Consider the following 17,367-nt stretch of genomic DNA (forward strand, 5'->3'; position numbering starts at 1 on the left):
CGGTCAGCGTGCGCCATGGCCGGTCAACGCGTGACGAAGCGCATCCGGGACGGGCCGCTTGGCCCAGTCGTCGGTTGAGACGACGACGTAAGTGTTGGCCCCGCGCACCGCAACGTGTTCGGCGTCCTCACCGTCGTGGGCGGCCCGCCGGCGCACGGTGAACGCGACCGTGAAGCTCGTCGTGCCCACCCGGCTGCAGGCTGCGGTCACCCGCACCACGTCGCGCCACCGGACGGGCGCGGCGAAGTCGATCTCGCTGTGCACGACCTGGATGTCGTGGCCACCGGCGATCAGGTCGGCGTAGCCGGCTCCGCAGTGTTCGAGGTAGCCGGTACAGGCCTCGTCGAACCAGGTGAGGTAGTGGCCGTTGAACACCACTCCCTGCTGGTCGATCTCTGCGTAGCGGGGAACCACGGGCAGCGAGTATCCGGTCATCACCGACGACTGTAGGGGTGAGGCAGACTCGCACCATGCAGCTCGTGACCATCGACGACATCCACACGGCCGCACAGCGGATCCGCGGACATGTCACACGGACTCCGCTTCTGTCCGTGCCGTGGGGTGACCGGGAGCGGCCGCTGTGGGTCAAACCGGAGAGCCTGCAGGCGATCGGCGCCTTCAAGGTGCGGGGTGCGTTCAGCGCGCTGACCGCGGCGAGGGAGCGGGGGGAGGCGGTGGCCGACGTCGTGGCCTACAGCAGCGGCAACCACGCCCAGGCCGTCGCCTACGCGGCGGCCACCTTCGGTCTGCGGGCACACATCGTGATGCCCGAGGAGACGCCAGACGTCAAGGTCGCGGCCACTCGAGCCCGCGGCGCGCGGGTGGTGCTGTGCGGGGCGGGCCAACGGGAGACCGTCGCCGCGCAGGTGCTCGCCGACACCGGCGGGACGATGATCCCGCCGTTCGACCACCGCGACGTGATCGCCGGTCAGGGCACGATCGGCCTGGAGATCGCCGAGGACCTCGCCGAGGTGGCCACGGTGCTGGTCCCGGTCAGCGGCGGCGGCCTCGCCTCGGGCATCGGGGTGGCGATCAAGACCCTGTGCCCGAAGGCCGTGGTCCTCGGGGTGGAGCCCGAGCTGGCCGCCGACACCACCGAAGGTTTGCGGACCGGCGAGCGGGTGGACTGGCCGATCGAGCAGCGCAACCGCACCGTCGCCGACGGCCTGCGCTCCCAGCCGTCCGCGTTGACGTTCACGCACCTGCGGCAGGTCCTCGACGGGATGCTCACCGTGACGGAGGACGACATACTGTCGGCAGTCAGGGAATTCGCGCAGCGTGGTCATCTGGTCGCCGAACCCAGCGGGGCCGTCGCGTTGGCCGCCTACCGGCGGCACGCCACACCGCCGGGCCCCACCGTGGTGATCCTCTCGGGCGGCAACATCGAACCGCGGTTGCTGGCGCAGACGCTCGCCTGACGTCTCTACCCTGGGGATGTGGCCCTGCGGATCGGCCTGCGTGTCGGGATCGTCGTCGCCGTCGCCGCGGCGTTGCTCGTCGTCGGCGTCACCTCCGAACGTGGCCTGATGTGGCGCATGGTCACGTTCACCTATCAGGTCAACGTCGCAGCGGCCGCCTATTACCTGTGGACCCTCGTGCGGCCGCGCTCCGACGGGCGCGTCGGGCTGCGCGGCGCGGTGGTTCTCTATCTGGTGATGGCCGGGGTGGTGTGGAACCTGTTCCTCGTCGACCGCAGCATGGGCTACACCGTCGCCAACGTGCTGCTGCACTGCGCGGTGCCCCTGCTCGCGCTGTGCGACTGGGTTCTCGTCGGCCGCGCCTCGGCGCCCGCCCCTCTGGCGTGGTGGCATCCCATCGCGTGGCTGGCGTTCCCGGCGGCCTATCTGGTGGTGGCGCTGCTGGTGCTCAACGATCTGGGCCGGCGGGCCCCCTACTTCTTCCTGGACGTCGACAGTGTCGGCGCGGGCGCGGTCGCCGCCAATGTCGCGGGGCTGGCCGCCGGCGTGCTCGCGGCGGGTTATGCGTTGCTGGCCGTCGCCGGCGGGCTGAAACGTTCGCCCGCACCAGCGCGATAGTCCATGAACAGGGTTCACCCCCGCCGATTACCTAGGATGGCACCGTGACGAGCGCCTCACGTGAACACAACCGACTCCGCTTCTCGATCAGCCGCATGGCGGCCGTGATGGGGGCGGTGGCCGTGATGTCCGGCCTGTCGGTCGGCCCGTCAGCGATCGGAGCCATCGGTACCCCGGTGCCGACGCTTCCGTCGACGATCAGCGAGATCTCACCGTCTCCCGGGGAGACCGTCGGCGTGGCCCACCCGGTCACCGTCACGTTCACCGCGCCGGTGCCGAACCGCGGTGCCGTCGAGAGTTCCTTTGCGGTGCGGGCGGCAGGCGCCGGACCCGAAGAGGGCACGTTCTCCTGGCTCGACGACCGGACCGTGCAGTGGACACCCGCGCTCTACTTCCCGGCGCACGCACCCATCGATGTGTCGGTCGGCGGGTTCGCCACCAGCTTCCAGACCGGATCGTCGGTCGTCGGCGTCGCCGACCTGGACGCTCACACGTTCACCGTCAGCATCGACGGCGTCGTCGCCCGGGAGATGCCCGCATCGATGGGCAAGCCGAAGCACCCCACCCCGATCGGGAGCTTCACCGCACTGGAGAAGCAGAAGTCCGTCGTCATGGACTCGCGGACCATCGGCATCCCGCTGTCCGATCCGGAGGGCTACAAGCTCACCGTCGCCGACGCCGTGCGTGTCACCTGGGGCGGTGTCTATGTGCACTCCGCACCCTGGTCGGTGGGATCGCAGGGCTACGCCAACGTCAGCCATGGCTGCATCAACCTCAGCCCGGACAACGCGGCGTGGTATTTCGACACCGTCAGCGTGGGCGATCCGATCATCGTCCAGGCCTGACCGGGGTCAGCACACCGTCATATTTGCTGTGCGCATGCGGGGTAACCGTCTGTCACTGAAGACGGAGGTGCGATCATGCACGACCACGCAGACGAGACCGCCAGCCTTGCCGACGTGTCCCAGATCGGGGATTCGCCGCTGCTGCGGGCGATGAGCGGCGAACACATCAGCATCGAGGCGCACGACGACCTCGTCGAGATCGCCTGCTATGAGGAGCGACTGGATCAGCAGTTCGCCTGAATCCGGAACTTCGCCTGCGCGGAGTCGCTCGGCGTCGCGGTGAAGTTGCCGTCGGCGGTGCCGGTGATCGTGTAGTTGCCATGCCGACCGGTGACCTCGGCGTCGCCCATGTTGCCTTTCCAGAAGTTGCCCGAAAAGCCGGCCACATCCCGGAGTTCGACGGATTCGGCAGTCGGCGGCCCGTCCATCGCCAGCACCGCGGTGAATCCCTTGTCCTTGCCCGGAGTCTGGATGTACCAGGTGAAACCCGTCTGGCGGCACGTCACCGGGAATGCGCCGCCGGCATCGTCGCCGTCGATCGAGACGGTCGCCGTGGTGCCGCCGAGAGCAGGCTCCGGCGACGAACACGCCGTCCCTGCGAGCACAACGCCGCCGACGGCCATCGCTGCGACCAGATGTCTAGTCTCCATGGCGCTCGACTCTATGCGGTCGCGACCGTGTGCCCGGGGACTTCGGCGCGCAATGTGGGTAGGCGCGTCATTGCAGGCGCGTCATTGCAGAAAGAGGGCCGTCTCAGCATCGGCAGGCAGGAACGTCTCGATGCTGAGTTCGGCGGCGGTGAGGTCGAGTGCGGTTCCGAACGTCGTCACCATCGACAGCAATCGCAGTTCGACGCCGTCGGGCGTGATCAGGTCGAGCGGGACCGCCACCGCGCCCGGATCGTCGAACCGGTCGTCTCCACCCGGGTATCCGGCGATCTCGTCGAGCAGGGCGCTCAGCTCGCCGGTGTCATCGGCCGCCGCCTCCCGTCGCAATCTCCCGATTAGATGGGCGCGCCACTGACCGAGGTTGCGGATACGTGGCGCCAACCCGTCGGGGTGCAGTGCGATGCGCAGGGCATTGGCGCGCTCCAGAAGGTGCGGCGCCACCCCGGCGAGCAGCACGTCGGCGCCTGCGTTGGCGGTGACCAGATCCCAAACCCGGTTCACCACCACGCAGGGGTAGGGGTCGAAGGCCTCGAGCACCCGCGCCAATCCCGCCTGCACGGTCGCCATGTCGGGAGCGTCCAGCGGCCGCTCGGGGTAGGCCGGGGCGTGGCCCGCGGCCAGCAGCATGCGGTTCTGTTCGCGCCGCGGCACGTCGAGAACGTCGGCGAGCCGCAGCACCATCGCGCGGCTGGGCGTGGCACGGCCGGTTTCGACGAAGCTGACGTGTCGCGCCGAGACGTCGGCCTTCAGCGCGAGGTCGAGTTGGCTGAGTCGGCGCCGCTCGCGCCAGCGCCGCACCATCGCACCCACCGTCGTCGGTGGCATGTCTTGCGCCGCCATGGGATCAGTCTGGCGCCCGGGAGTAGCGGTCACCACTACCTTCGAGGTAATTGCGGCGCTTACCTCGCGGGCGGATCGTGAGGGCATGTCCGACAGGCCCGACATCCCGCGGTGGTTACGCACGGTTCTGGTCTGCGACCGCGCAGGCTCGGCGTGGTACGTCGGCACCGGCTTCTTCTTCGCGCCCGTGCTCGCCGTGGTGTCTCCCTGGCCCGAGTTGACGGTGGCGCTGTGGGTGCTGATCGGGCTGGCCGGGTTGTGGCTCGGCCTGCTGGGCCTCGCGATGGCGACCGGGTTGGCGATGGTGCTCCGCACCGGCGGCGAGCTCGGCGAGGACTACTGGCGCTCGATCATCGACTACCCCGCGGGGTGAGTGCCGGGCGCCTCAGTGGGCGACGGGGCAGCCGGTGCCGGTGTAGTCGACCTGCCAGTGCTTGATCCCGTTCAGCCAGCCCGAGCGCAGACGTTGCGGGGTACCGATCGACTGCAGGTCGGGCATGTGGTCGGCGATGGCATTGAACATCAACTCGATGGTCATCCGGGCCAGGTTCGCGCCGATGCAGTAGTGCGCCCCGGTACCGCCGAACCCCACGTGCGGATTCGGATCGCGCAGGATGTTGAACGAGTAGGGATCGTCGAACACCTCTTCGTCGAAGTTCGCCGACCGATAGGACATCACGACGCGCTGCCCCTTCTTGATCGGGACACCGGACAGTTCGTAGTCGCACAGCGCGGTGCGCTGGAACGAGGTCACCGGGGTCGCCCAGCGCACGATCTCGTCCACTGCCGTCGTCGGGCGCCGGGCCTTGAACAACTCCCACTGATCGGGGTGTTCGGTGAACGCGATCATGCCGTGGGTGATCGAGTTGCGGGTGGTCTCGTTGCCCGCGACGGCGAGCAGCACCATGAAGAACCCGAACTCGTCGTCGGAGAGCTTGTGTCCCTCGACGTCGGCCTCGATGAGCTTGGTGACGATGTCCTCACCGGGCTGCTCGGCACGTTGGGCCGCCAGCTGCATCGCGTACATGATCAATTCCGTTGCCGCGTTGCGGTTGTCGTGATGCGCGAACTCCGGGTCGTCGTCGCTGACCATCTGGTTGGACCAATCGAAGAGCTTCTTGCGATCCTCGATCGGCACGCCCAGCAGCCCGGCTATGGCCTGCAGGGGCAGTTCGCACGACACCTGCTCGACGAAGTCACCGGCTCCTGCGGCCGCCGCGGCCTTGGCGATGTTCTGCGCACGCGCGTCGAGATCGGCGCGAAGCCGCTCGACCGCGCGCGGGGTGAAACCGCGGGAGACGATCTTGCGCAGATGGGTGTGGTGCGGCGCATCCATGTTCAGCAGCACGAACTTGCCGGTCTCGATCTGCTCGCCGGTCGAGCCTTCGGGGTAGCGCGGCAGCGCCGTCTTCTCCAGGCTGGAGAACACGTCGCTGCGTTTCGAGATCTCCTTGACGTCACGGTGTTTGGTGACCACCCAGAAGCCGCCGTCCCCGAAGGGGCCGGCTCCTCCGGCCGTCTGCTCGTTCCACCAGATCGGTGCACTGCGGCGCAGCGCCGCCAGTTCTTCGACCGGGAGGCGTTCGCAGTTGAGGTCCGGATCGGTGAAGTCGAAACCAGGCGGGAAGACCGGAGTCGGCATGCTGGGGGCTCCTTGCCGTCATGGGGCTCTTATCCGATACCTACACCACCTAAGGGGTCGTTGCGTCGACTTCGCGGAGATCGTCGGGGCGGGCTGTAACGAATGTGGCGCCGGGGGAGAAGCACAGGGTGACAATGATCTCCAGGCGGCCCGCTGCGTGGCCGCCCACCCGAAGGGGGCACCGGTGATGATCGGATGGCACGTCAAGACCGCCTCTGCTGTGGGCGCCGCGGCGGTCGCGGGGCTGCTGGTGTGCGCGCCGCTCGCATCCGCCGATCCCGCTCCCGCGGTCCCGCCGCCCGCCCCGCTGCCCGCGCCCGTCGCGCCGCCGCTGGATCCGGCCGCGATCCCCGGTGCCCCGGTCCAGGCTCTGGCCGGTGGGGCGGCCGACGTGGCGGCTGCGCCACCCGCCGGCGTGCCGCACCTGTCGAGCCCCGAGAACCTGCCGCCGGGTACCACCGAAACGCCGGCCCCGCAGACCCGCCTGGGTTATCTGCGTGACCTCTGGCATTCCATGCAGACCCAGGAGGTGTCCGGGTCCGACGCGCTGTTGCTGCTGACGCAGCGCCCGATGTCGGCGACGCCCGGCATGCAGCCGACCCCGCCGGTACCCGCCGCTCCGGCGCCGGCACCGGAGCCGGCACCCGCTCCACTGGCCCCCTAGGGCGCGGCGGCCATGTCCGCCAACGCCTCGATGCGGGCCGGCACGTGTTTGTGCCACGGCGTGCCCGCATAGGCGTCCTGCCATCCGCTCGATGTGAGCGCATTCGGCGCGACGCCGGGGACGACCGTGCGTCCGTCGGCGTCGACGAAGTCCACCCCGAACCCGTTGGGCAGTGAGGCGTGCCCGGGCAACATGGCGTCGCTGATCTCGACGACGGCGTCGGCGGTGCCCGCTGCGGTGCTGATGCGGGCCCGGCCGCCGTCGGCCAGCCCCAGCGCTGCCGCGTCCGCGGGGCTGACCCGCAGTGCCCCCTGCGCGTCCCGGATGCGCCAACTGGGGTCGCGCAGGATGTCGTTGGCGGTGAAGGCGCGGCGCTCGCCGGCCGACAGCACGATCGGGAACTCCGGCGAAGTGAGCGCCGCGGGCTCCTCGGCCAGCTTCTGTACCTCGGCGAGCATCTCCGGTATCGCGATCGCGATTCGACGGTCGGGATGGGTGATCAACGCGAAGTCGTCCTCGTATTCGTGCACGGTGAAGGTGATGCCCGAACGGCCGTCGAGGATCGCCTCGAACAGCGCGTCGCCGTCGGCGTGACCGGCGCGCCGCACCGCCTCCGGATAGGTCATCGCGGTCTTCTGCGCCAGCCCCCACAGCGCCGCGGCACCGGCCAGACCTTCGGGCAGCGTGGCACCGAGCGTCTCGTAGAGCACGAACGGGAGCACCTTCGCCAGGCCGGGATTCGCGCCGACGGCCGTCAGGAACGCCGCCGCGAATGCGTCGAGACCTTGCTCGGCGGCGGCGCGCAGCGGAACGAGCTCGGCCTCGTCGACGACACCGAGGGCCCGGGTGAGACGGGCCCAGATCTCCGGTTCGGGGAGTGTGCCCTCCAACGGCTCCATCAGCCGGTGACGGAGATGGAAGGTGTTGCGCGGGAACTCGAGATTGAAGAACGTGGCCTCGGCCTTCTCGAACTGGCTCGCGGCGGGCAGCACGTAGTGCGCCAACCGGGCCGTTTCCGTCATCGCCACGTCGATGACCACGAGCAGTTCCAGGCTGTCGAACGCCGCACGCACGGCGCTGGAGTCGGCGATCGAGTGCGCCGGGTTGCTGCTCTCGACGATCAGCCCGCGGAAGCGATCGGGGTGGTCGGTGAGGATCTCGTCGGCCACCACGTTGCTCGGCATCAACCCGCCGATGATCGGGGCACCCGTCACCGGCGTGCGGCCGACACCGCCGGGCCGGAACAGCGGGGCGAACGACGAATGAAGATGCTGTGAGCCCGGTTTGGCGAAGTTGCCGGTCAGGATCCACAGCAGCTTGTTGAGGTACGAGCACAGGGTGCTGTTGACCGACTGCTGCACGCCGAGGTCCTCGAACACGGCCACGCTGGCCGCGCGGGCGATGCGCCGCGCCGCGTCCCGCAGCAGCTGTTCGGCCACTCCGCACCGCTCCGCGTAGTCGGCGACGGGCACCTGCGCGAGCACCGCGCGCACCTCGTCGGCGCCGCCCACGTGCTCGGCGAGAAAGGTGTCGTCGCAAAGGTTCTCCTGCACCAGCACCGCAGCGAGCGCTGCCAGACACCAGGCGTCGGTGCCCGGCCGCACCCGCAGGTGGAAATCCGCCATCTTCGCGGTGTCGGTGACCACGGGGTCGATCACGATCATCGACCGCGCGGGGTCCTTGGCGATCTCGTTGAGCACGACGCGGGCGCGCGGGAGGCTCTGCGACATCCACGGGTTCTTGCCGACGAACACCGACACCTCGGCGTGCTCGAACTCGCCCCGGGTGTGGCCGCCGTAGAAGTGGGCGTCGACCCAGTGCTCGCCCGTCTTCTCCTGAGCCAGTGCGTTGGACCGGTGATACGAGCCCAGCGCCTTGAGGAAGGCGCCGCTGTAGGCGCCCCCGAGGTGGTTGCCCTGCCCACCGCCCCCGTAGTAGAGGATCTTGTCGCCGCCGTGGGTGTCGGCGATCGCCGCGAAACCCGCGGCGATCTCCGATATCGCTGTGTCCCAGTCGATCTCCTCATAGGAGCCGTCGGGGCGGCGACGCATCGGGGAGGTCAGCCGGTTGCGCTGGTTCTGGTAGTGATCCAGTCGCAACGCCTTGTTGCAGGTGTAGCCCTGCGACGCCGGGTGGTTCTTGTCGCCGCGGATGCGGGCGAGCTTGCGGTCCTCGACCTGGACGATGATGCCGCAGTTGCATTCACACAGGATGCAGGCGGTCGGCTGCCAGTCAGGGGTCGTGTCGGTCATCGGGTGGCTCGCTTTCTCGTGCCGGCGGGCAGTGCCGCGTGGATCATCTGCGCGAGTTGGGTGTGCACCCGGCGCAGCGGTTCGTCGTCGCGCTGCGCCCGCGCGATGACGATCGCCCCCTCGAATGCCGACAGCGTGAACACGGCCAGATCCTCGGCGCGCTCTCCTGCAATGCCGTCGGCACGCAATCGGGTGGCCAGCGCCGTCCGCCACCGCGCGAACGCCGCCGCGGCGCGATCGAGCACCGGCCGCTCACCCGCACCCGGGTCGCCGGCTTCGACGGCCACCGCGACCACCGGACAGCCTGCCCGGAAGTCGCTCTCGCGCAGCTGTTGTGTCTGCCTGGCGAACAACTCGTCGAGCGCCTCGAGGCTCGACGCCGCCGCATCGAGACGACGGATCATGTGGTCGGCGGCGTAGTCGACGGCCTCGCAGAGCAGTTGGGTGCGACCGCCGGGGAAGTAGTGGTAGGCCGAGCCGCGGGGTGCGCCGCTGTGTTCGAGCACGTCGGCGATCGCGGTGGACTGGGCGCCGCGCTCCCGGATCAGCAGTGCAGCCGAGACGACCATGCGCTCACGGGGACCAGTCATGTATGCAAACCTACATAACGCTACGCGCAAAAAGAAGCGGTTTCGGCGTGGTTGTCGTCGCTGGTCGACGACAACCACGCCGAAAACGCCTAGACGGAGGCGGCCTCGTTGAGGTCGGCGAGGCGGCCGGTCGCCTCCAGGTACTCCTGCACCCACCGCTCGATCACCGTCGCGGTCTTCTCGACCTTGGTGAACTGGCCGACGACCTGGCCGACGGGGTTGAACGCGACGTCGACGGACTCATTGGGGTACTTGTGCGTCGCGGCGACCGCCATACCCGACACCATGTATTGCAGCGGCATACCGAGCGGCTTCGGGTTCTCCGGGTTCTCCCAGGCCTCGGTCCACTCGTTCTTGAGCATGCGTGCGGGCTTGCCGGTGAAGGAGCGGCTGCGGACGGTGTCCCGGCTGGTCGCCTTGGCGTAGGCGGCGTGCTGGACCGGCGTGTGCTCGGATTCTTCGACCATCACCCACTGCGATCCGGTCCATGCGCCCTGGGCGCCGAGTGCCAGCGCGGCCGCGATCTGCTGACCGCTGCCGATGCCGCCCGCCGCGAGCACCGGCACCGGTGCAACCTCTTTGACGACCTGGGGCCACAGCACGATCGAGCCGATGTCGCCGCAGTGGCCACCGGCCTCGCCGCCCTGGGCGATGATGATGTCGACGCCGGCATCGGCATGCTTGCGGGCCTGGTAGGGCGAACCGCACAGCGCTGCGACGACGCGTCCCTCCTGATGGATGTGGGCGATCATGTCGGCCGGCGGGGTGCCGAGCGCGTTGGCGATCATCGTCACCTTCGGGTGCCGCAGCGCCACCTCGACCTGTGGGGTGGCGGTCGCCTCGGTCCAGCCGAGCAGCTGCAGCGCGTCGTCGTCGCTGTGCTCGACGGGCACGCCGTGGTCGGCCAGGATCTTCTTGGCGAAGTCGATGTGCTCTTGGGGCACCAGGTCGTTGAGGGTCTTCTTCAACACCTCGGGGTCCATGTCGGTGGCGTCGGAGCCCTCGTACTTGTTGGGAATCACGATGTCCACGCCGTAGGGGTGGTCGCCGATGTTCTCGTCGATCCAGTTCAGCTCGATCTCGAGCTGCTCGGGGGTGAAGCCGACAGCGCCGAGCACGCCGAATCCGCCGGCCTTGCTCACGGCGACGACGACGTCACGGCAGTGGGTGAAGGCGAAGATCGGGAATTCGATGCCGAGTTGGTCGCACAGGGGAGTATGCATAGTCCGCTCCTGGTGGGCTCATGGGCCGAACGCGTCGGAAATTAGAACGTGTTCTACTTTAGTACACCGCGGAGGCCGTCGTGGTTTCCCCCGCCTTCTGTCGTGACGCGCAGCACCGGCCAGCCCTCGACCGCCGCACGCGCGGCCAGCTCCCGGCGCGGGTTGACCGGGCGCGGCTGACCAACCAGGGACATCAAGGCGATGTCCTCGTTGCCGTCGGCGTAGAACCAGCTGTCGGCCAACCCGATGTCACGGTTCTCACAGAACTGCCCGACTGCGTCGGCCTTGCGCCGCCCCCAGATCACCGGCCGCCGGATCCGGCCGGTGAGGCGGCCGTCGGCATCGACCTCGAAGTGGTTGCACACCACGTGCTCGATCTCGAGGAACCTCGCCACCGGCTCGGCGTGGATGGTCAGCGCCGACGAACACATCACCACGGTGTGGCCGCGGTCCTGGTGGGCGAGTACCACCTCGTGCATCGTCGGGAAGAGCCGCGACCGGACGCGCTCGCGAAACAGCCGCTCGCCGATGTCGTCGAGTTCGGCCAGCGACTCACCGTGCAGGTATCCGGCGGCGCGTTCGAGCAGCTTGGCGAAGTCGACCCGACCGAAGCGGTACCGCATGGCCGCCTCGATGACGCCGGTGACCTCGCCGAGCCGGGCCTGCCGACGACGGATGCGATCGCCGGCGTGTGCGGTGGCCGTGAAACCGTCGACGAGCGTCCCGTCCAGATCGAAGAAGGCGCCGATGTGGGGACCCTGCGGGCTCGCGCCGATCGCCGCCGACAGAACAGTGGGCAGGGCGGTCACGATCTCCTCGCATGTGGCCGGTGTCGGCGTTGACTTGCCATGCTACGGACCACACCGACACTCCTGGTTTAATCTGTGCCGGTCGCCGCAAACGGCCACGGTAGTTTGGTAGCCGGGTTCAGGAAGCAGCCTGTGCGCCGGAGGTGGACGGGAGTCTGCTCTGGCAGTGGGCGGACAGCGGCCTGACATGGAAGGTGAACCTTGGACGAGCAAGCAGCCGACGGCACAACCGCCTCATCAGCGGCCTCGAACTGTGACGTTGTCGAACGCTGGGTCGATGGCGTGGCCATCGTGTCGGTGTCCGGCGTCGTCGACATGCTGACCTCACCGCAGCTGGAGTCAGCGATCGACGCCGCGCTGACGCAGAAGCCGTCCGCGGTCGTGATCGATTTCACCAACGTCGAGTTCCTGGCCTCGGCCGGGATGGGTGTGCTGGTCGCAGCGCACGACAAAGCAGGCGCTGACGTGCGATTCAGCGTGGTCGCCGACGGTCCGGCGACGAGCCGGCCCCTCAAGCTGGTCGGTATCGCCGAGATCGTGAGCCTCTATCCGAGCCTGGACGAGGCGCTCGCGGCGCGTGACGCGTAGGAAAGCCGCGTAGAAACGTGCGTCTTCGGGTAGCCACCGACTGCCATGATCGATTCCATGCCGCCGACTGAGGTGGCCAACGCAGAACGTTTCGAGCGATTCGGCCTCGATGCCGACGCCGCAACGGTTGCCACGGCGCGCCGGGAGTTCGCCGCCTGGCTCAATCGCCACTTCGCGCTCGACGAGGAGCGCCGCAGCGACCTGGTGCTCGCGATCAACGAGGCGCTGGCCAATTCGGCGGAATTCGCCTATCGACTCGCCGAGCAGCCCGGGACCATCGACATCTGCGCCATCTACGACGCCCAGCGCCAGACGCTGACGGTCGACATCACCGACCGCGGCAGTTGGCGCACGCCGCAGACCGACCCGGTGCCACGCACCCGCGGGCGCGGCATCCCGCTGATGGAGACCCTGTCGGACCGGGCGATCATCGAACCGTCGGCCGAAGGCACCCACGTGCGCCTCGAATGGCACGGCGTCACGCGCCTGTAGACCTTCACCCCCGGTGGGTGCCGGCGACCAGCGGAAGGTCGAGCGTCGTGCGGATGCCCGCCTCCGCGGCCACCACATCCGGGATCGCGTTCACGATGCGGCCGGCGGCGGCGAGGATCGCCGCATAGTTGTGGTCCCCGTTGCGGCTGGTCGGGCAGATGTCCATCACGTAGGACGGCTCGCCGGTGATCTCCACCCGGTAGGACCCGCCGTCCTGAGCCGGCTGCGCCCAGTCGGGGCGCAGATCGCTGCGCAGCCGGGTGATGTGTTCGACCACGATCACCGGCTCCGAACCGACGAGGCCCTCGATCTGGAAACGCACCGCCGCGACCGTGCCCTTCTTGATGGTGCCGACGGCGACGTCGAAATCCTCGGGTGCGGGTTCCTGCTCGACACTGTCTCGGATGTCGTCGATCTCCACGCCGAGACCCGCGGCCAGCTGGCGGATCGCCACGCCCCACGCCGCGCTCAGCACGCCCGGCTGATACAGGAACGGCAGGTCGCCGATCTCGTTCCCGAACCCCATCACGTCGAACATGACGGTCGCGCCGTCATAGGTGGCGTAGTCCGCGATCTCCATCGTGCGGATCTGGCTGACTCGCGCACAGGTGCCGGCCAGAGCCAGCGGCAGCAGATCGGTGACGAAGCCGGGGTCGACGCCGGTGACGAAGACGGAGGCATTGCCTTGGCGGGCAACCGATTCCACCCGTTCGATGGCCCGCTCGCCGATGACACCCCACGGGTAGGCGAGAAATCCCGGCGACGAGCCGACGACGTTGATGCCGGCCTCGAGCACGGCGCGGACGTCGGCCAGCGCCTCCTTGGGCCGGATGTCGCCCATCGCGCAGTAGACGACGCAGTCGGGCGCGTCGGCGATGATCGCCGAGAGATCGCCGACCGCACGGACTCCCGTGGTGCCGTCGAGGTGGGCCAATTCGGCGGCGTCCTTGCCGAGCTTGTCGGCCGAGGACACCCACACCCCGGTCAACTCGAACCGTGGGTCCTCGATCAGCTGGCGCAGCGTCAGACTGCCGCAGTTGCCGGTGCCGATCTGCGCCACTCGAATCGTCATGGCCGCCAGTATGCGTGGTCCGCCGCCGTATTGGAACAGGTTCTAATTGCGCCGCAGGCTGTGCGGTAGCCTGTCGCCCCATGGGACGCGTGGACGGAAAAGTGGCACTGATCAGTGGCGGCGCGCAGGGAATGGGCGCCGAGGACGCCCGGGCGCTGATCGCCGAGGGGGGCAAGGTCGTGATCGGCGACATCCTCGACGAGAAGGGCCAGGCACTGGCCGAGGAGATCAACGCCCAGACCCCGGGCTCCATTCGCTACGTGCATCTCGACGTCACCCAGGCCGACCAGTGGGACGCCGCGGTGGCCACTGCCCTCGACGCCTTCGGCACGCTGAACGTTCTGGTCAACAACGCCGGTACCGTCGCCCTCGGCAAGATCGGCGAGTTCGACATGGCCAAGTGGCAGAAGGTCATCGACGTCAATCTGACCGGGACGTTCCTCGGCATGCAGGCCTGCGTCGAGGCGATGAAAGCAGCCGGAGGCGGGTCCATCATCAACATCTCCTCGATCGAGGGGCTGCGCGGCGCGGTGATGGTGCACCCGTACGTGGCCTCGAAGTGGGCCGTGCGCGGGCTGACGAAGTCGGCGGCACTGGAACTCGGTCCCCACAACATCCGCGTGAACTCCGTGCACCCCGGCTTCATCCGCACCCCGATGACGAAGTTCTTCCCTGACGACATGCTGCGGATTCCGTTGGGCCGCCCTGGTCAGCCCGACGAGGTCGCCACTTTCGTGGTGTTCTTGGCCAGTGACGAATCGCGGTACTCGACCGGGGCCGAGTTCGTCATGGACGGCGGTCTGGTCAACGACGTCCCGCACAAGTAGCGCCGCCGGCGCCGCCGGCGCCGGCCGTTGATGGACCGCGCCTCGCCGCAGGGACGTCACCGCGGACTGCGCACGACGCTGATCGTCGTGATGCTGGCAGCGCTGGTCGCGGTGCTCGGTGTCGCCGATGTCCCCGACTTCGCCACGCCCGCCCCCGATCCTGGCCGCGTCGAGCTGGCGCAGGGCTGGGCGCTGGTGTCGGCGCGCGTCGTCGGTGACGACGGCGCCGCGCTGTCCTCCCCGGACTATCGCCAGGCGGGGTGGCACCCGATCGCACACATGCCGGCCACCGTGCTGCAGACGCTGCAGGCCGACGGCAGCTATCCCGACCTCTTTGTCGGCACCCGCCTGCGTGACGAGGTGCCGTGGGACCTGTACCGGCAGGACTGGTGGTATCGCACCACATTCCACGCGCCGGGCGGGCATGCGACGTACCTGTTGGATTTCCCCGGCATCAACTACCGGGCGGAGATCTGGCTGAACGGGCACCGCATCGCCGGCTCGGATCAGGTCGTCGGTATGTACGCCGAGCACCAGATCGACGCCACGCCGTGGATCCGTCGCGATGGCGCAAATGTCCTGGCGGTCAGGGTGACTCCCGAGCAGGCGCTGCAGGACGTCGACGGCGTCGAACTCGCCGACAGCTGGTACGACTGGATCAACTGGCGCTATCTGGGGTATCGCGAACAGCCGGATGCCGCGCCGGTCGACAACTCGTTCGTTCCTGATCGCAACGCCGGCATCTGGAAACCGGTGACACTGCAGATGTCGCAGGACGTCTCATTGGGCGAGAGCGCGGTGCGTACCGATCTGCCGCTGCCACGCACGGATTCGGCGACCGTGACGGTGTACACGACGGTCCGAAACCATTCGTCGGACACCGTGCGCGGCGTCATGCGGGTGGCCATCAGCAGGGCAGGCAAACCCGACGTTGCTCTCGACCAGCGAGTGACGTTGGCGCCGGGGGAGAGTCGGGAGGTGAGCTTCGCCGCCGACCGATATCCGGAGTTGACGCTCGATCATCCCGATCTGTGGTGGCCGTACACGATGGGGGACCCCGCGCTCTACGAACTGCGCACCGAATTCCGGCGCTTCGGACGGGTTTCCGACGTCCACACCCAGCGGTTCGGCATCCGCACCGTCACCCAGCACCGCGACGACGACACCAGCCACCCGGAGCTCGGCACCGGGGGGAACTTCTACCTCACCGTCAACGGACGCGATTTCCCGGTGCGTGGCGCCGCCTACACCCCCGATCTGCTGTTCGCGGACAACCCGCAGCGTGACACCGCGGTGTTGCGGTACGTCCGCGACCTCGGGCTGAACATGCTGCGTCTGGAGGGCAAGTTCCCCGGCGAGCGGCTGGTGCAGATGGCCGACGAACTCGGCATCCCGCTGATGATGGGCTGGATGTGCTGCAACCAGTGGGAGAAGTGGTCGCAGTGGGACGCCGAGGACAACCGGGTCGCACGCGACAGCCTGACCACGCAGATCACCATGTTGCGTTCGCACCCTTCGGCATTCGTCTGGGCCAACGGCAGTGACGGCACCCCGCCGCCGGACCTGCTGGCCGACTACCGCCGGATACTCGAGGATGCGCACTGGCCGAACGCCGTGGTCGACACGGTGTCCAGCTTCGCTCGCGATGCCGACGGCAGGGTGCTCTGGGACGGCATCCACATGGCCGGTCCGTACAGCTGGCGTCCGCCCAGCTATTGGTTCGCCGGCCGATACGGTGCTGCGCGCGGCGCGAACGCCGAGCAGGGCGACAACGAACACATCCCCCCGATGGCGAGTCTGCGCCGCTTCATCCCGCCCGACAAGCTGTGGCCGATCAACGACACCTGGTCCTTCCATGCCGGCGCGAACAGCAGCAACTCGACCCTGACGACCATCCGCCGCGCGGTCGATCGGCGCTACGGACCGTCCGCGAGCGCCGAGATGTTCACCACCAAAGCTCAACTCGCGCACTACGAGTCGACGCGGGCCCAGTTCGAGGCGTTCGCCGCCGGTGGCTGGGACACGCACAAGATGACCATCTACTGGATGCTGAACAACCACTGGCCGTCGTTCTTCGGCCACCTCTTCGACTACTACCTGCGCCCGGGCGGCGCCTACTTCGGCGCCAAGACGGGGTTGCGCCCGCTGTCCGCGGTGTTCGACGCCTACGCCACCGGCGACCACAGCAGGGCGGCCCTGACCGTGGTCAACCAGACCGCGGCCGACCGACGGGACCTGCGGGTGCGGGTGCGGGTCTACGACCTGTCGGGTCGCGTCCGCGAGGATCGCACGAGCCCCCCGGTCGACGTCGTCTCCGGGGGCGCCGCGACGGCGCTGTGGATGCCGCGCGTCGCCCGGGACTCTCCGGTGTTCTTCGTTCGAGTCGAATTGCGTGACGCCACAGGTCATCTCGTCACCGACAGCACCTACTGGCAGTCTCAGCGCCGCGACGACGTCGGCGACCCGGCCAACGACCAGGCCTTCGAGCTGCAACCCGCCCGCTGGGCCGACATGACCGCGCTGAACACGATGCCGCGCGGCAGACTCGAGGTCACCGCCCGGCGGGCGGCTGACGGCGTCGTGATCCGGCTGCACAATCCGGGCCGGGCAGTCGCATTCTTCGCCCGCGCGGAGCTCACCACCGGACCCGCCGCCGACGAGATACTGCCGATCACCTACACCGACAACTACGTGACCGTCTACGGCGGGGAGACCGTCGAGGTCCGTGCCGACCCGTTGTCGGACACGCTGCGCGCGGGCTGGGTGCGCGTCACCGGCTACAACACCGCACCGGTCGTCGTTCCGGTCCGCTGATCCAT

The 17,367-nt window shown here is 68.7% G+C and carries 19 protein-coding genes; 10 read left to right on the plus strand and 9 right to left on the minus strand.

Features of this window, described 5'->3' with window-relative positions:
• Nucleotides 1–3 precede the first annotated feature (3 nt).
• The gene (locus tag ACXYX3_RS13605; RefSeq protein WP_458607868.1) at nt 4–435 is read right to left on the minus strand and encodes an acyl-CoA thioesterase; all 432 of its coding nucleotides are present in this window, start codon (nt 433–435) and stop codon (nt 4–6) included.
• A gap of 35 nt (nt 436–470) precedes the next feature.
• Here ACXYX3_RS13605 and ACXYX3_RS13610 point away from each other — a divergent pair, with 35 nt between their 5' ends.
• From ACXYX3_RS13610 to ACXYX3_RS13625, 4 genes are all read left to right on the plus strand, one after another.
• Nucleotides 471–1,418: a threonine ammonia-lyase gene (locus ACXYX3_RS13610; RefSeq protein ID WP_458607869.1), complete on the plus strand. Its 948-nt coding sequence runs from the start codon at nt 471–473 to the stop codon at nt 1,416–1,418.
• 18 nt (nt 1,419–1,436) lie between these two features.
• Nucleotides 1,437–2,036 carry a Pr6Pr family membrane protein gene (locus ACXYX3_RS13615; protein ID WP_458607870.1) on the plus strand — a complete coding sequence of 200 codons (600 nt, stop codon included), beginning with the start codon at nt 1,437–1,439 and terminating at the stop codon, nt 2,034–2,036.
• 95 nt (nt 2,037–2,131) lie between these two features.
• Nucleotides 2,132–2,881, plus strand: coding sequence for a L,D-transpeptidase (locus ACXYX3_RS13620; protein ID WP_458612082.1), 750 nt, complete (start codon nt 2,132–2,134; stop codon nt 2,879–2,881).
• Nucleotides 2,882–2,956: 75 nt separating this feature from the next.
• Nucleotides 2,957–3,121: a hypothetical protein gene (locus ACXYX3_RS13625; RefSeq protein ID WP_241206445.1), complete on the plus strand. Its 165-nt coding sequence runs from the start codon at nt 2,957–2,959 to the stop codon at nt 3,119–3,121.
• On the opposite strand, the gene ACXYX3_RS13630 is transcribed toward ACXYX3_RS13625, so the two are convergent.
• Both ACXYX3_RS13630 and ACXYX3_RS13635 read right to left on the minus strand, forming a co-directional pair.
• The gene (locus ACXYX3_RS13630; RefSeq protein ID WP_458607871.1) at nt 3,106–3,531 is read right to left on the minus strand and encodes a lipoprotein LpqH; all 426 of its coding nucleotides are present in this window, start codon (nt 3,529–3,531) and stop codon (nt 3,106–3,108) included. The two genes, ACXYX3_RS13625 and ACXYX3_RS13630, sit on opposite strands and share 16 nt — an antisense overlap.
• An 81-nt stretch (nt 3,532–3,612) precedes the next feature.
• Nucleotides 3,613–4,389 (minus strand): MmyB family transcriptional regulator, encoded by a 777-nt coding sequence (locus tag ACXYX3_RS13635; RefSeq protein WP_458607872.1) that lies wholly within the window; start codon nt 4,387–4,389, stop codon nt 3,613–3,615.
• A gap of 85 nt (nt 4,390–4,474) precedes the next feature.
• On the opposite strand from ACXYX3_RS13635, the gene ACXYX3_RS13640 reads away from it, so the two are divergent.
• The gene (locus ACXYX3_RS13640) at nt 4,475–4,762 is read left to right on the plus strand and encodes a hypothetical protein (RefSeq protein WP_241206443.1); all 288 of its coding nucleotides are present in this window, start codon (nt 4,475–4,477) and stop codon (nt 4,760–4,762) included.
• Between the two features lie 12 nt (nt 4,763–4,774).
• Here the strand turns inward: ACXYX3_RS13640 and ACXYX3_RS13645 are convergent, their stop codons facing one another.
• A complete protein-coding gene (locus tag ACXYX3_RS13645) occupies nt 4,775–6,031 on the minus strand; it encodes a cytochrome P450 (protein WP_241206442.1) in 1,257 nt (418 codons plus the stop codon).
• A 187-nt stretch (nt 6,032–6,218) separates the two neighbouring features.
• On the opposite strand from ACXYX3_RS13645, the gene ACXYX3_RS13650 reads away from it, so the two are divergent.
• Nucleotides 6,219–6,695 (plus strand): hypothetical protein, encoded by a 477-nt coding sequence (locus ACXYX3_RS13650; protein WP_458612083.1) that lies wholly within the window; start codon nt 6,219–6,221, stop codon nt 6,693–6,695.
• Here ACXYX3_RS13650 and ACXYX3_RS13655 read toward each other — a convergent pair.
• The 4 genes from ACXYX3_RS13655 to ACXYX3_RS13670 all read right to left on the minus strand — a co-directional run bounded on the left by ACXYX3_RS13655 (nt 6,692) and on the right by ACXYX3_RS13670 (nt 11,569).
• Nucleotides 6,692–8,947 (minus strand): molybdopterin-dependent oxidoreductase, encoded by a 2,256-nt coding sequence (locus ACXYX3_RS13655; RefSeq protein WP_458607873.1) that lies wholly within the window; start codon nt 8,945–8,947, stop codon nt 6,692–6,694. The genes ACXYX3_RS13650 and ACXYX3_RS13655 overlap by 4 nt on opposite strands.
• Nucleotides 8,944–9,537, minus strand: a complete 594-nt coding sequence (locus ACXYX3_RS13660) for a TetR/AcrR family transcriptional regulator (protein ID WP_458607874.1) — start codon at nt 9,535–9,537, stop codon at nt 8,944–8,946. Before ACXYX3_RS13660 ends, ACXYX3_RS13655 begins: the two co-directional genes overlap by 4 nt.
• A gap of 89 nt (nt 9,538–9,626) precedes the next feature.
• Entirely contained in the window at nt 9,627–10,760 is a 1,134-nt protein-coding gene (locus ACXYX3_RS13665) for a nitronate monooxygenase (RefSeq protein WP_241206438.1), read from the minus strand.
• Nucleotides 10,761–10,813: 53 nt separating this feature from the next.
• The gene (locus tag ACXYX3_RS13670; protein ID WP_458607875.1) at nt 10,814–11,569 is read right to left on the minus strand and encodes an HAD family hydrolase; all 756 of its coding nucleotides are present in this window, start codon (nt 11,567–11,569) and stop codon (nt 10,814–10,816) included.
• A 201-nt stretch (nt 11,570–11,770) separates the two neighbouring features.
• Here ACXYX3_RS13670 and ACXYX3_RS13675 point away from each other — a divergent pair, with 201 nt between their 5' ends.
• Together ACXYX3_RS13675 and ACXYX3_RS13680 are read left to right on the plus strand one after the other, a co-directional pair.
• Complete coding sequence (locus tag ACXYX3_RS13675; protein ID WP_241206436.1) at nt 11,771–12,157, plus strand: STAS domain-containing protein; 387 nt, start codon at nt 11,771–11,773, stop codon at nt 12,155–12,157.
• Between the two features lie 45 nt (nt 12,158–12,202).
• On the plus strand, nt 12,203–12,649 hold the full coding sequence (locus ACXYX3_RS13680) for an ATP-binding protein (protein ID WP_241206435.1): 447 nt from the start codon (nt 12,203–12,205) through the stop codon (nt 12,647–12,649).
• Nucleotides 12,650–12,653: 4 nt separating this feature from the next.
• On the opposite strand, the gene ACXYX3_RS13685 is transcribed toward ACXYX3_RS13680, so the two are convergent.
• Nucleotides 12,654–13,721, minus strand: a complete 1,068-nt coding sequence (locus ACXYX3_RS13685; RefSeq protein ID WP_241206434.1) for an NAD(P)H-dependent amine dehydrogenase family protein — start codon at nt 13,719–13,721, stop codon at nt 12,654–12,656.
• 80 nt (nt 13,722–13,801) lie between these two features.
• Here ACXYX3_RS13685 and ACXYX3_RS13690 point away from each other — a divergent pair, with 80 nt between their 5' ends.
• Both ACXYX3_RS13690 and ACXYX3_RS13695 read left to right on the plus strand, forming a co-directional pair.
• Nucleotides 13,802–14,548 carry a glucose 1-dehydrogenase gene (locus ACXYX3_RS13690; RefSeq protein ID WP_458607876.1) on the plus strand — a complete coding sequence of 249 codons (747 nt, stop codon included), beginning with the start codon at nt 13,802–13,804 and terminating at the stop codon, nt 14,546–14,548.
• A 30-nt stretch (nt 14,549–14,578) separates the two neighbouring features.
• Nucleotides 14,579–17,362: a glycoside hydrolase family 2 protein gene (locus ACXYX3_RS13695; RefSeq protein ID WP_458607877.1), complete on the plus strand. Its 2,784-nt coding sequence runs from the start codon at nt 14,579–14,581 to the stop codon at nt 17,360–17,362.
• The last annotated feature ends 5 nt before the right edge of the window (nt 17,363–17,367 follow it).

The sequence above is a fragment of the Mycobacterium sp. Panama NTM2 genome, assembly GCF_054355555.1.

Excerpts from the sequence above, each read along its gene's own strand:
- ACXYX3_RS13680 (WP_241206435.1), top strand. The coding sequence starts at position 12,203 with ATGATCGATTCCATGCCGCCGACTGAGGTGGCCAACGCAGAACGTTTC.
- ACXYX3_RS13660 (WP_458607874.1), bottom strand. The coding sequence starts at position 9,537 with ATGACTGGTCCCCGTGAGCGCATGGTCGTCTCGGCTGCACTGCTGATC.
- ACXYX3_RS13635 (WP_458607872.1), bottom strand. The coding sequence starts at position 4,389 with ATGGCGGCGCAAGACATGCCACCGACGACGGTGGGTGCGATGGTGCGG.
- ACXYX3_RS13655 (WP_458607873.1), bottom strand. The coding sequence starts at position 8,947 with ATGACCGACACGACCCCTGACTGGCAGCCGACCGCCTGCATCCTGTGT.
- ACXYX3_RS13690 (WP_458607876.1), top strand. The coding sequence starts at position 13,802 with ATGGGACGCGTGGACGGAAAAGTGGCACTGATCAGTGGCGGCGCGCAG.
- ACXYX3_RS13640 (WP_241206443.1), top strand. The coding sequence starts at position 4,475 with ATGTCCGACAGGCCCGACATCCCGCGGTGGTTACGCACGGTTCTGGTC.
- ACXYX3_RS13620 (WP_458612082.1), top strand. The coding sequence starts at position 2,132 with ATGGCGGCCGTGATGGGGGCGGTGGCCGTGATGTCCGGCCTGTCGGTC.
- ACXYX3_RS13625 (WP_241206445.1), top strand. The coding sequence starts at position 2,957 with ATGCACGACCACGCAGACGAGACCGCCAGCCTTGCCGACGTGTCCCAG.
- ACXYX3_RS13695 (WP_458607877.1), top strand. The coding sequence starts at position 14,579 with ATGGACCGCGCCTCGCCGCAGGGACGTCACCGCGGACTGCGCACGACG.
- ACXYX3_RS13605 (WP_458607868.1), bottom strand. The coding sequence starts at position 435 with ATGACCGGATACTCGCTGCCCGTGGTTCCCCGCTACGCAGAGATCGAC.
- ACXYX3_RS13610 (WP_458607869.1), top strand. The coding sequence starts at position 471 with ATGCAGCTCGTGACCATCGACGACATCCACACGGCCGCACAGCGGATC.
- ACXYX3_RS13665 (WP_241206438.1), bottom strand. The coding sequence starts at position 10,760 with ATGCATACTCCCCTGTGCGACCAACTCGGCATCGAATTCCCGATCTTC.
- ACXYX3_RS13645 (WP_241206442.1), bottom strand. The coding sequence starts at position 6,031 with ATGCCGACTCCGGTCTTCCCGCCTGGTTTCGACTTCACCGATCCGGAC.
- ACXYX3_RS13685 (WP_241206434.1), bottom strand. The coding sequence starts at position 13,721 with ATGACGATTCGAGTGGCGCAGATCGGCACCGGCAACTGCGGCAGTCTG.
- ACXYX3_RS13630 (WP_458607871.1), bottom strand. The coding sequence starts at position 3,531 with ATGGAGACTAGACATCTGGTCGCAGCGATGGCCGTCGGCGGCGTTGTG.
- ACXYX3_RS13650 (WP_458612083.1), top strand. The coding sequence starts at position 6,219 with ATGATCGGATGGCACGTCAAGACCGCCTCTGCTGTGGGCGCCGCGGCG.